The following is a 12555-nucleotide window of genomic DNA, read 5'->3' as shown; positions in this document are numbered from 1 at the left end:
CCATGCGATAATAACGTTAACTTTCGGCTCATCATTCACGGTGGTTTTGGAGTTAACGTTATTGCTCTCTCAGTGACAAGCTCCTAACAACCACTATCCAACAGGTAATTGTATGCAACGTATCGCCATTATCGGTGCAGGTTGGCTGGGCCAACCACTGATTCAACATCTCAAACAACAAAATTATTACGTTTGTGCCAGCCGCACCAGCCTATCAGGCGTTGAGCAATTGCACGCACAAGGTGTGGATGGGTTTGTTTGTCAGTTACCAGATGCCCCCCAGCTTGTCGAAGCGCTCTTAAACTTTCGCTGCGATGCGTTGATTGGCTGCTTTCCTCCCGGTTTTCGCAAAGGCCACGGCACCGACTACCAAGCAAGCTGGCAAACGTTAGTTAACGCAGCACAACAAGCGGGCATTCGCAAAATTATCATGATCAGCTCAACCAGTGTTTATCCTGACCAAGCAAAAACGATGCGTGAAGAAGATGCCTCTTTGGTTCAGTGTGAACAAAACCCTATGTTTTCAGAGAAAGCCAAAATCATGCTCTGCGCCGAACAAGCCGTTATAGATAGCGGTATCGAGTATGCTATTTTGCGTTGCAGTGGGTTAATCGGTCCCAATCGCCACCCTGCTCGCTTTGCGCTTCGTCTTTCTCAAGTCAGCGATCAAGCGCCCGCCAATATGGTCCATCAATATGATGTTTTACAAGCGATTACTTTTTCGCTGAGTGAGATTAACAACCACATTATCAATGTCACTACGCCGACAACGGTCAGTAAAGCGGAGTTTTACCGAGCGGCTTTGTCTGCGGTTCAATCACCTCATCCGTTACCACCGATTGTTCATTTACCCGATAAACGAATTGTCAGTGATAAGCTGATCACGATGGGATTTCATTTTCACTACGCTAATACATTAGAGGCGCTGCACGGTTATGAGTAAACGTCTTTATCAACATTTAGAAACTCTGTGGCAGTTTATGCAAATGGGACACGAGTTAAAACCTGCTGATGTGATCGTTGTCCCTGGTAGTAATGATATACGCGTTGCCGAAGTGGCCGCGGATTTATACCAAAGAGGACTAGCACCGTGGGTGCTTTTTTCTGGGGATAAAGGGCGCTTTACGGAAGATTTATTTGAGTACAGTGAAGCTGAAACATTCGCGATGGTCGCTAAAGAGTGCGGCTTACCCAGTTCTGCGATCTTATTAGAAACCCGAGCCACCCATAGTGGTGAGAATGTGTGTTTGAGTCATCAATTGCTTAGTGAGAAAGGTATTCATGCTCAACGTTTACTGATTGTGCATAAGCCATATATGGAGCGACGCGCTTTCGCGACCTTTACTAAACAGTGGCCAGCAACGTTAACGTCTTTGCAAGTGACCTCTTCTGGCGGAGATTTTTTTGATTACTTGACCGAATCCCTGACGCTCGATGTAGTACTCCACACCTTACTGGACGATTTTCAACGTTTGTTGGATTACCCTGCGCAGGGTTTTCAGGTTCCCCAATCGATCCCAGATGAAGTACAGCAAGCTTATCAAGCCCTTAAGCGGTTGTTTTAAACATTCATTATACCCAAACGAGTTGAAGTTGCAGGTAGGCGGCAAGTGAGTAAATCCCCATGAGCATAGGCAAACTATGTGATTGGGGTGAACGAACGTAGCCAACACCGCTGCAGCTTCAAGTAGGAAGGGTATATTAGGGGCAGCCCCTCGTCTACTGAGATGATTGACGGCAAGGAATATCGCGAACAGAACTCAACGCCCAAGCGCTTGTTTATAGTGCTGTCGGCATACCGATACGTAGCGATCATTACCACCAATATCGACTTGGTCACCCTCACAAATAGCCTGACCGTGCTCATCGGTACGGATCACCATATTCGCTTTGCGGCCACAGTGACAAATGGTTTTCAGTTCAATCAATTTATCCGCCCACGATAACAGGTATTTACTTCCTTCGAACAGCTCACCCAAAAAGTCGGTACGCAAACCATAACAAAGTACCGGAATATCTAACTTATCGACCACTTCCGTTAACTGATACACTTGCTCACGAGTTAAAAACTGGCATTCATCAACCAGTACACAATGGCGTTTCTGTTCGGTATTTAATTGAGTGATCGCGTGCAATAAATCGGTGGTGTCATCAAACAGATGAGCATCCGCTTCAAGGCCAATACGCGAGCTGACCTTACCAACACCAAAGCGGTTATCAATCGCGGCAGTAAAAATCACCGGAGTCATGCCCCGCTCTTGGTAGTTAAACGACGATTGCAGCAAGGTGGTTGATTTACCCGCGTTCATTGCGGAGTAATAAAAATACATCTGAGCCAACGGGGAGGTTTCCTATTAAAACTAAAAAGCGCGCCATTGTAGCAAACCCTCATCAAATGTGGATGCTTATTAGCGACGATAAGGCTTGTTCGTGAGCTTAACGGATCATTTCTACGATAAAAAAGGGCGGCTCAAAGCCACCCTCTTCTTATCATCAAACAACCATCGTTTACTGTGCTTTTTCTTTAGCTGCCGTCACGGTAATCGCTAATTCTTCAAGAGCGGCTGGGTTAGCGACACTTGGAGCATCCGTCAATAAACAAGCCGCTGCGGTCGTTTTCGGGAAAGCAATCACATCGCGGATGTTTTCCGTTCCACACAACAACATCACTAGACGGTCTAAACCAAACGCAAGGCCAGCGTGTGGTGGTGTGCCGTATTTTAGTGCATCCAACAAGAAGCCAAACTTCAAACGTTGCTCATGCTCATCAATACCCAGCAAATCAAATACCGCTGATTGCATGGTCGCATCATGAATACGAACAGAGCCACCACCGACTTCATAGCCGTTTAACACCATATCGTAAGCATTAGACAACGCATTACTTGGGCTGGCTTTTAATTCTTCTGCCGTCATATTCAATGGTGCAGTGAATGGGTGATGCATTGCCGCAACATTGCCTTCGCTGTCGGTTTCAAACATAGGGAAATCAACAACCCACAATGGTGCCCAAGTGGCCCCGTTGGTGATGGCCAAATCTTTGCCTACTTTAAGACGTAAAGCACCCATCGCTTCCGCGACAACATTGGCATTATCAGCGCCAAAAAGAATGATGTCGCCATTCTCTGCTTGAGTACGCTCAATAATTGTTTGCACAATCTCGGCATTTAGGAATTTAGCGACTGGCGATTGGATCCCCTCCAAACCAGCAGCGCGATCATTGACTTTCAACCACGCTAAACCTTTCGCGCCATAAATAGCGACAAACGCGGTGTATTCGTCAATTTGCTTACGCGATAGCGCTGCACCACCAGGGACGCGAAGCGCAGCAACACGACCTTTTTCATCATTGGCAGGACCAGAGAAAACTTTAAAATCGACGTCTTTCAGTAAATCCGCTACATCAACCAGTTCCATTGGGTTACGCAAATCAGGCTTATCACTACCAAAACGACGAATCGCTTCGCTATACGGCATGACGGGGAACTCACCCAAATCAACATCCAATAGCTCCAACCACATCTCACGAATCATTTGCTCAGTAACCGTACGAACTTGATCCGCCGTCATAAATGAGGTTTCGATATCGATTTGAGTAAATTCTGGTTGGCGATCGGCACGTAAGTCTTCATCACGGAAACACTTAACGATTTGATAATAGCGGTCAAAGCCAGACATCATCAGTAACTGTTTGAATAACTGAGGAGACTGAGGTAAAGCATAGAAACTGCCTTTGTGCACCCGACTTGGAACGAGATAATCACGTGCACCTTCTGGCGTTGCTTTGGTCAATACTGGCGTCTCAATGTCCAAAAAGCCGTGTCCATCAAGGAAACGGCGAACAAAACTTGACGCTTTGGCTCGCAGCTTAATCCGATCGCTCATCTCTGGGCGGCGCAAATCTAAATAACGGTATTTTAGGCGCTGCTCTTCCGAGTTCTTTTGGTTGGAATCTAAAGGTAAGGCTTCTGAACGGTTGATGATCTGCAAATCTTTAGCCAGTACTTCTACTGCGCCCGTTGCCATATCTTGATTGATTTGACTGTCTGGACGAGCGCGGACTTCACCGGTTAATTTAATGCAGAACTCATTACGCACTTGGTTGGCAATGTTAAACACATCCACCATATCGGGGTCGACAACAACCTGAACGATACCTTCACGATCTCGCATATCAATAAAAATCAGACCGCCTAAATCACGACGGCGGTTAACCCAACCGCAAAGTTCTACTGTTTGTCCAACAAGGGACTTGTTCAGGTGACCACAATAATGGCTACGCATAATGAAATTCCCAACCTCTATTTAATTCATCTTATTCCTAGCCGCAGATAATGTTAGCTACGGCGCATGATTCCATTTATACGCTGAAAAAAGTTGAAAATCGACCTTCCAGAATACAATTTTGCTGTGTTTTCTTCTGCCCTGCTTTTTCCGTACAATAATTCAGCAAAATATGTACAAAGCATCAACAGTAATAAAATTGGCGCTGATTATAACGTTAAAATAACGTATTCTTCAAAGAACTCATGCTTACCAACAAGAAAAAATTCATCATCGCAGCAATGACCAAACCACTTGAAGTAAGAAGCAAATAAACCGTGACGATGACAAACTTACCACTACGTCTAGGACTGACCCTATGGTCACATACCGGCTGGCAAGGGCGCTTTTATCCTTCGGGTAGTTCAGCGACCGATCGTTTAGCGCACTACGCAACCGTTTTTCACACCGTCGAAGGCAATACGACGTTTTATGCGTCGCCCTCGCCACAAACGGTGAATAATTGGCGAGCCGCAACCCATGACCATTTCCGTTTCACATTTAAGCTACCGAAAAGTATTACCCACCAACATCAGTTGGTTGGATGCCAAGGTGAACTCAAACAGTTTTTACAATTAATGGCTCCACTGCATCAACGAATTGGTTTATGGACCATACAACTGCCGGCTTCGTTTAGTACCGCTCAGTTGAGTCATTTACAAAAATTTTGCCGCTATTTCCCCAAAGATTTCCCATTAGCGGTAGAAGTGCGCCATCGTGACTATTTTGCTAAAGGTGAAGAAGAGCGTCGTTTTAACCAATGGCTGATTGAAGAGGGGATCAATCGAATTATCATGGATAGCCGCCCTGTTTTTGCCGCCGAGCCAAGCAACGAAACTATTATTGATGCACAAAAGAAAAAGCCGAAAGTGCCCGTCCACGCATTGGCCACTGCCGATAACCCCATGATTCGCTTTATCGGCCATCCTGATTTAACCGCGAATGATGCTTTTTTTAAGCCTTGGCTACAAAAGTTACCCCAATGGATCGCCGCCGGAAAACAACCCTATCTGATGATTCATACGCCGGATAACTTTTATGCCCCAGAACTCGCGGTTGATTTGTATCGGCAATTACAAACCAGCGTCCAACTTGCGCTTATTGCCGATGAAATCGCCAAACAAACAAGGTTACCCGATTTAGCTCCATTTCCGGCCCAAAACAGTCAACAAATGTCGATATTTTGACGATGTTTTGTCACTAGCTCTGGGTATATAATGACAGACCAGTAAATTTTTCATAAAATACGGCACTTTTTTATCTAACCCGTCCTTTTATTCCTCGATGTTAGCGAGCGCTCATTTCTATTCGCGTCGTGATGATAAAAGGACAGGTAAAATCAAGTGTGTATAAGGGTTACTCATGGCCAACAAAGACACCATATTCTCCGCTCCTATCGATAAAATCGGTGATTTTACCTTCGATGAGCGAGTGGTTGAAGTGTTCCCCGATATGATTCAGCGTTCCGTTCCGGGCTACAGTAATATTATTTCCGCGATTGGCATGCTCGCCGAACGTTTTGCTAAGCCACACTCTAATTTGTATGATCTTGGCTGTTCATTAGGCGCTGCCACTTTATCCATGCGTCGTCATATTCAACAAGAAGGGTGCAAAATTATCGGCGTCGATAACTCATCGGCGATGGTAGAACGGTGTAAATTGCACGTGAATGCTTACCGTTCTGATACGCCAGTCGAGATTATCGAAGCGGACATTCGTGATATTCAGATCGAAAATGCCTCTGTGGTGGTGCTTAACTTCACACTGCAATTTTTGTCCCCTGACGATCGTTATCGCCTACTGGAAAATATTTATGCTGGATTACGTAGTGGCGGCATATTGATTATTTCTGAAAAGTTTATTTTCCCTAATCAAACGGCTCACGAGCTGCTGATCGATTTACATCATGACTTTAAACGTGCTAATGGCTACAGCGAATTAGAGATTAGCCAAAAGCGCAGTGCAATTGAAAATGTGATGCGCCCAGACTCAATAGAAGCCCACAAAGCACGCTTCAAAGCCTTAGGCTTTTCGAGCTACGAAATGTGGTTCCAATGCTTTAATTTTGGGTCGATGTTCGCCATCAAATAATCTCGTCGTGTGCTGACTTGGCATGATTACCTCAAATAATAACCACGCTTTTTTCCTGCAAGGTAGATATGGGTTCTCTACCATCGTGGGTTTGTACTAGTTAGGAATAGACGATTATGTTTAATTTTGGTCCACTTTATCAGCGCATTGCGCAAGACACCCGCTTACAGCCTTGGTTAGAAGTGTTACCCAAGCAGCTTGCTGAATGGCAGGCGAAACCTCATGGGGATATGGAACGCTGGCTACGCGCCTTAAAAAAAATCTCGGATGCCAGCCCTGATCATATTGACTTAAAAGAGTCGGTGTCGGTGAGCAATACACACCCCTTGCCTGAAGGTGAGCAAAAAAAACTAACCAGTCTATTAAAAACGCTCCATCCATGGCGCAAAGGTCCTTATCAACTGCATGGCATTCATATCGATACCGAGTGGCGCAGCGACTGGAAATGGGATCGTCTTCTACCTCACATTTCACCCCTTCAGGGGCGTTCAATATTGGATGTCGGCTGTGGTAATGGTTACCATATGTGGCGTATGCTCGGCGAAGGAGCGTATCAGGTGATGGGTATCGATCCATCTGAACTGTTTTTAATCCAATTTGAAGCCGTTCGAAAATTGATGGATAACGATCAACGTATCCATTTAGTCCCGCTTGGTATTGAACAACTCCCTGAATTACAAGCATTTGATACTGTATTTAGTATGGGAGTATTGTATCATCGTCGCTCACCATTAGATCACCTCATCCAATTAAAAAATCAACTGGTTAGTGGGGGTGAATTGGTCTTAGAGACTCTGGTAATTGAAGGGGATGAAAATGCGGTTCTTGTGCCTTTTGACCGCTATGCCCAGATGCGAAATGTGTACTTTTTCCCATCAGCGCTGGCATTAAAAGGCTGGCTAGAAAAAGTCGGATTTGTGGATGTACGGATTGTCGATGAGAACATTACCTCACAAGATGAGCAACGCAGTACCGAGTGGATGACTCATAATTCGCTCCCCGATTACCTTGATAATAACGATCCAAGTAAAACCGTGGAAGGTTATCCAGCACCACGTCGAGCAATTTTAATTGCTCAGAAACCATAATTGACACAGCCTTAACTCGTCAGGCTACGGATACGTCTACCCTAACGGATGAGATTAGCGCCCTCGGGCGCTGATCGATGACTTAAAGTCACCGATCGTCCTTTAAGTCATCGAGGGTATAACGAATGAAACCATCACATAACAATAAGGTTGCCAATGTTTAAGCGAATAGCTCCCATCGTTGCACTGAGCCTACTCTCAGGCTGCACACTATTAAAGGGGGATGAATATCATCAGGCTACGCTGGCCGCACTTCACCAATCTGAGTCAAACATTGCTAATAAAATCGTTAATTTAGAACTCCATATCAGCAATCAGATGGATTATATCGATAGCCTTGACGGTAAAGTTTCTAGCTTACAGAATGAAATGTACGAGCTAAAAGACCTCGCCAACCGACCGATCATCATCAGTGAACCATCACCATCCGCTGATTCCCTCGCCACGGTGAATGCCACTCAAACTATCCCTCGTCAGGATCTGGTATTAGGTGAAATCGAACGCGTGACCATCGACAGTATTAAACAATCGTTTGATGCTCGAATTGATACTGGCGCAGCGACTTCTTCACTGAATGCCGTCGACGTTGAAGAGTTTGAACGCAATGGCAAGAATTGGGTACGTTTTCACCTCACCGGTGATAATAGCGTCAAAGACGATAGCAATTGGATAGAAGCGCCTATTCTCCGTTATGTTCGTATTCGTCAAGCGACCAACGAGCAAACAGAGCGTCGTGCTGTGGTCGAATTATGGGTGAAATTGGGGCCTATTCATCAAAAATCTCAATTTACCCTCGCTGATCGTTCACAAATGACCCATCCTATTTTATTAGGTCGGGAATTTATTCGCGATATCGCCGTGGTGGATGTAAGCCGTCAATACATTCAGACAGAAACTAAAGAAAAATAAGGCCCATTATGACGTCACGAATTCCGTTTTATCTATCCATATTGTTGTTAATTGTGGTGGGGATTACTTTAAGTGTCATGCGTCATCAAAGCTATGGTGTACCATGGACACCCGGTGAAACTCGCCAAGTCTGGGACATTGAAGCGCGAATTGAATTTAACGCGCAAGGTCGGGAAGTCAAAGTCTCTCTCGCCGCTCCTCATACCCAAGATGGCTTTACGTTGATTGGAGAGAATGCCTCTTCTCCGGGTTACGGTATCTCTTATGTCACTACAGAAAGTGGTCGACGTGCAGAGTGGACCATTCGTCAGGCCAAAGGTCCACAGACCATTTATTACAAAACTCAGTTCTTAGTGGACCCACAAGCGAACGCGATTCCTCTCCCGCCAAGCGCACCGATGGTTAAACCCACATTTGACGGTCCAGATGAAACCTCAGCCATCGCACTTATCGAGCAGGCTAACCGTCGTTCAGCGGATGACGTTACCTTTACTCGCGAACTGATTAAAGCGCTCAACGAAGCAGAAAATCAAAACGCCGCCTTACTGCTCAATAAAATGAGTAAAGTCGACGCGGCGCAAAAACTCCTTTCGTATGCACAAATTCCTAATAAAGTGGTTGGCGTCATTCGCCTAGAAGACGGACGTCGGCGTCAATCGATCCAACATATGAATCAAGTCTGGGACGGCAGTAAATGGGTGCTGTTTAATCCAGAAACTGGCACTCAACCGACTCAACCGAATTTGTTGGTGTGGGATGAATCGAATGTTTCTTTACTTGATGTGATGGGTGGACAAAACAGCCAAGTGCATTTCACGATGATTGCGCAAGATGTCTCTCCTCAACAAGCCACCAACAGTAAAGTCAGCGCCGATGGATTATTAAACCTATCCATTCATAGCTTACCGCTTGAAGAACAAGCGATGTTTAAAAATATTATGCTGATCCCTATCGGCGCACTGATTGTGGTTTTTTTACGTGTGATCATTGGTTTAAAAACCTCGGGAACTTTTATGCCCGTTTTGATTGCCGTCGCGTTTGTCCAGACCCAATTAACCACGGGGATCATCGGGTTTTTATTGATTGTCGGCACAGGCTTAATCATTCGTAGCTATCTCTCTAAGTTAAACTTATTGCTGGTCGCCCGAATATCGGCGGTGATTATCTCGGTGATTTTAATCATTTCAATGTTTACTGTCGTCGCATTCAAAATCGGCCTGACCGAAGGCTTAACGATTACGTTCTTCCCAATGATCATCTTATCTTGGACCATTGAACGGATGTCTATCCTTTGGGAAGAGGAAGGCGCTAAAGAAGTGATTCTGCAAGGTGGTGGCTCGTTATTGACTGCCGTGCTGATTTATTTAGCCATGACTAACCCTTATGTACAGCACTTAACTTTCAACTTTATTGGATTACAGTTAATTGTCTTAGCAGGCATTTTATTATTGGGAACGTATACCGGTTATCGCTTAACCGAACTGCGTCGCTTTAAACCCTTGGTAGACGGAGATTAATATGTTTTTTTCTCTTTCTGAATACACCTCCCCTTTCAAGCTACGCCGCAAGGGGATCATGGGCATGAATAAGCGTAATCATAGCTATATTGGTCGCTATAATGATCGCTCCAAATACCCTCTGGTTGACGATAAACTGCAAACAAAACTGATTGCTCAACGCGCAGGTTGTACGGTACCAAAGCTGATTGGCGTGATCAGCAACCAAGGCGATGTTAGGCGCATTCACGAGATGGTCAAAGAGTGGCCGGGCTTTGTTATCAAACCGGCACGAGGCAGTGGCGGCAAAGGTATCTTAGTCATCACCTCACACAAAGATGGCATTTACACCAAGCCCTCTGGCTCGACCATTAATAAAGAAGATGTGGAACGGCACGTCAGTAACGCTTTAGCTGGTCTCTTCTCGCTGGGTGGTAAAAATGACGTTGCCGTGATCGAAAACCTAATCAAATTTGATGACTGCTTTGATGGTTTCAGCTATGAAGGCGTTCCCGATGTACGGATCATCGTCTTTAAAGGCTACCCAGTAATGGCAATGATGCGGCTTTCTACCTCTGCTTCAGATGGCAAAGCTAACTTACACCAAGGAGCGGTGGGAGTGGGCGTTGACCTCGGATCGGGTAAAGCGGTACGTGCTGTACAGTTCAATCGCCCAGTGACCCATCATCCCGATACCGGAAGATCATTATCTGAGCTTACGGTACCGCATTGGGAACGCTTATTAACCTTAGCGGCCAGTGCATGGGAAATGACCGGTTTAGGTTATATTGGAACTGATATGGTCCTTGATAAAGAAGAAGGTCCGATGGTGCTTGAGCTCAATGCTCGTCCAGGATTAGCGATTCAAACCGCTAATGGTGCTGGCTTACTACCAAGGTTACAGCATATTGAAAGCATCGGATCACCACTGATTTATCCAACACCAGCCGAGCGAGTGGCTTATGCCGCGAAACAATTTGGGCTAAAAAACGGGTAATACTCATTAGATGGTGATTACCGCCATTCAATTAACGGTGGACAACTAAGTTTGCAGCTCGACAATAAAGTTCGAAACTTTTCGATGATTTTTTGTCGTAGTTTACCTTGTACTCTGACAAGGTTTTATCCAGAACCATACTGAAGGGCAATGACCGTAACGCAGATTTGCCCCGAAATCGTTTAGTGCAAATACTCTTTTAAATTTTGAAGACATATATTTCCATACTAAAAGTTATACGAAGCCTGAATACAGAAAAGTATTGCGTTGTGGGCTGCCACCTCATTTCTGACATAACTATTGACTAGTTTTGTATTGAAGAGCAGAGTAAAAAAATGTTTTTTTAAATCAAAAAGTGATTTGTTACTAAAGAGAAATCATAAGTGCTGACTAACAAACCTTTACATTGAGTCACTTAAATTAGGATATGGTATTTTGAACACTGCCCCATCACGACGTCTAAGACGCCTCCGAAGTTCCGAAGCTATGCGAGATTTATTAAGAGAAAATCATGTACAACTAGGTGATTTAATTCATCCTATATTTGTCGAGGAACATATAGAGCAACCAGTGCCAATTTCTACTCTACCTGGCATAAGCAGAATCCCAGAGTGTCATTTAGCGGATGAGGTTCGAGAACTTCATGCTTTAGGTATACGCTATGTGATGCCTTTTGGAATATCTCATACTAAAGATGCGCAAGGAAGCGACACATGGAATGATCATGGTTTACTTGCACGTATGATTAAAATAATAAAGTCTGCTGTACCAGATATGATGGTCATTCCAGATATCTGTTTCTGTGAATATACTGTTCATGGGCATTGTGGAGTAATAAAAAATAATAACGTGTGTAACGACCTTACGGTTGAAAACTTGGTTAAGCAATCTTTAACAGCAGCTCAAGCGGGTGCTGATATGTTAGCTCCTTCATCAATGATGGATGGTCAAGTAAAAGAGATTCGTCTGGGCCTTGATGCCGCCGGTTATCATGACGTGGCAATTTTGGCACATTCAGTAAAGTTTGCTTCTTCCTTTTACGGGCCATTTAGGACGGCAGTAGATTGTGGACTCAATGGTGATAGGAAAGGCTATCAACTTGACTATGCCAACGGTCGACAAGCTTTACTCGAAGCTTCTCTTGATGAAGCTGAAGGTGCTGATATTCTTATGGTCAAACCAGGTACACCTTATCTAGATGTGCTTTCCCGCTTAAGACAAGAGACTCATTTACCGTTAGCTGCTTATCAAGTAGGTGGAGAGTATGCGAGTATTAAATTTGCGGCTCTGGCTGGTGCTCTCGATGAAAAGTCAGTGGTGAACGAAACTTTTATTGGGCTAAAACGAGCTGGAGCAGATTTAATTGTCAGCTACTATACCAAGCAGTATGCGACATGGTTAAGTGAAGAAATTTAGCTGAGTATTTGGCTATGAATTTCAATAATTAACATAAGTTCTCTACTATACCAAAACTGTGGACTAAAGGAATGTTCTTTGTCCACATTATTCAATTTTCAGAGTTGGCATATTCGCATTCAAATGTTTAAAGCTTTAAGGTTTCAGCCCATTCTGGCTGAAACACTTTTGTCCAAAAGTGAGTTTCAAACTTTGTAATCACACTTTTTCTTAGGGTAGCCACGTTGATTGAGTC

Annotated in this window: 11 protein-coding genes; 9 read left to right on the top strand and 2 right to left on the bottom strand. The window is 44.5% G+C overall.

Annotated features, from left to right (window positions below; all coding sequences use genetic code 11):
- Window positions 1-112: 112 nt before the first annotated feature.
- Both CAG58_RS05480 and CAG58_RS05475 read left to right on the top strand, forming a co-directional pair.
- On the top strand, window positions 113-943 hold the full coding sequence (locus CAG58_RS05480) for an NAD(P)H-binding protein (protein WP_161425132.1): 831 nt from the start codon (window positions 113-115) through the stop codon (window positions 941-943).
- Complete coding sequence (locus tag CAG58_RS05475) at window positions 936-1565, top strand: YdcF family protein (RefSeq protein ID WP_161425133.1); 630 nt, start codon at window positions 936-938, stop codon at window positions 1563-1565. The genes CAG58_RS05480 and CAG58_RS05475 overlap by 8 nt, the downstream gene beginning before the upstream one ends.
- Before the next feature lie 195 nt (window positions 1566-1760).
- Here the strand turns inward: CAG58_RS05475 and CAG58_RS05470 are convergent, their stop codons facing one another.
- Together CAG58_RS05470 and aspS are read right to left on the bottom strand one after the other, a co-directional pair.
- A complete protein-coding gene (locus CAG58_RS05470; protein WP_161425134.1) occupies window positions 1761-2339 on the bottom strand; it encodes a thymidine kinase in 579 nt (192 codons plus the stop codon).
- Window positions 2340-2508: 169 nt separating this feature from the next.
- A complete protein-coding gene (gene aspS, locus CAG58_RS05465) occupies window positions 2509-4284 on the bottom strand; it encodes an aspartate--tRNA ligase (RefSeq protein ID WP_161425135.1) in 1776 nt (591 codons plus the stop codon).
- A 323-nt stretch (window positions 4285-4607) separates the two neighbouring features.
- Between aspS and CAG58_RS05460 the strand changes: the two genes are divergently transcribed.
- The 7 genes from CAG58_RS05460 (at window position 4608) to hemB (ending at window position 12320) form a co-directional block, all read left to right on the top strand.
- Window positions 4608-5510 carry a DUF72 domain-containing protein gene (locus tag CAG58_RS05460; protein ID WP_161425137.1) on the top strand — a complete coding sequence of 301 codons (903 nt, stop codon included), beginning with the start codon at window positions 4608-4610 and terminating at the stop codon, window positions 5508-5510.
- 175 nt (window positions 5511-5685) lie between these two features.
- Window positions 5686-6414: a carboxy-S-adenosyl-L-methionine synthase CmoA gene (cmoA, locus tag CAG58_RS05455; RefSeq protein ID WP_004395102.1), complete on the top strand. Its 729-nt coding sequence runs from the start codon at window positions 5686-5688 to the stop codon at window positions 6412-6414.
- A gap of 116 nt (window positions 6415-6530) precedes the next feature.
- The gene (gene cmoB, locus CAG58_RS05450; RefSeq protein WP_004395101.1) at window positions 6531-7502 is read left to right on the top strand and encodes a tRNA 5-methoxyuridine(34)/uridine 5-oxyacetic acid(34) synthase CmoB; all 972 of its coding nucleotides are present in this window, start codon (window positions 6531-6533) and stop codon (window positions 7500-7502) included.
- A gap of 156 nt (window positions 7503-7658) precedes the next feature.
- Complete coding sequence (locus tag CAG58_RS05445) at window positions 7659-8411, top strand: ATP-dependent zinc protease family protein (RefSeq protein ID WP_161425136.1); 753 nt, start codon at window positions 7659-7661, stop codon at window positions 8409-8411.
- Between the two features lie 8 nt (window positions 8412-8419).
- Window positions 8420-9928, top strand: a complete 1509-nt coding sequence (locus CAG58_RS05440) for an inactive transglutaminase family protein (RefSeq protein WP_154167941.1) — start codon at window positions 8420-8422, stop codon at window positions 9926-9928.
- Between the two features lies 1 nt (window position 9929).
- Window positions 9930-10904 (top strand): alpha-L-glutamate ligase-like protein, encoded by a 975-nt coding sequence (locus CAG58_RS05435; RefSeq protein WP_040904245.1) that lies wholly within the window; start codon window positions 9930-9932, stop codon window positions 10902-10904.
- A gap of 435 nt (window positions 10905-11339) precedes the next feature.
- A complete protein-coding gene (gene hemB, locus CAG58_RS05430; protein WP_202598209.1) occupies window positions 11340-12320 on the top strand; it encodes a porphobilinogen synthase in 981 nt (326 codons plus the stop codon).
- Window positions 12321-12555 lie beyond the last annotated feature (235 nt).

The sequence above is a fragment of the Vibrio sp. V31_P5A7T61 genome (assembly GCF_009904895.1).
Taxonomy (GTDB): Bacteria; Pseudomonadota; Gammaproteobacteria; order Enterobacterales; family Vibrionaceae; genus Vibrio; species Vibrio metschnikovii.
This window is presented reverse-complemented; position numbering and strand designations above follow the sequence as displayed.